This window comes from Massilia sp. 05N420, from assembly GCF_056397205.1.
In genome coordinates, this window is sequence record NZ_JBFTMX010000284.1 from 1 (window position 1) to 364 (window position 364).

Sequence of the window (364 nt, forward strand, 5' to 3'; positions counted from 1 at the left end):
GGGATAGCCCGCCGAGTCGGCGATCGAACGCACCATGTCAGGCATGTGGTGATAAAAGGTCCGGCTGTTGCCGATGAACAGCGCCGTCTCCTGCGGCCTTTTATCGAACACATCGGCGGCGTCGCGCACATAGCCGCTGAATGGCGGCAGGAAGACAAGTGAGCCGAGTAAAATTACAAACAGGGTGCCTGCCCGAGCGAATTTAAACAACATGTGTCCTCATGGCGGTCGCGGTGCCCTATGAGGTAGCCATCGATACGTAAAGGATGGGTTGAATAAACTGCGTGATTTTTAGGCCTGCGGGTTTTGGGATGTCGGAAATGAGTCAGCGCCGGTTGGATCTATGGCGTAAGAGCCTTCCACC

At 55.5% G+C, this 364-nt stretch carries 1 protein-coding gene; it reads right to left on the reverse strand.

The window, feature by feature from the left end; all coding sequences use genetic code 11:
- Positions 1-213 (reverse strand): hypothetical protein (locus tag AC1DIX_RS28345; RefSeq protein WP_477328696.1); only part of this gene is annotated, 213 nt, incomplete at its 3' end.
- Positions 214-364: the final 151 nt, after the last annotated feature.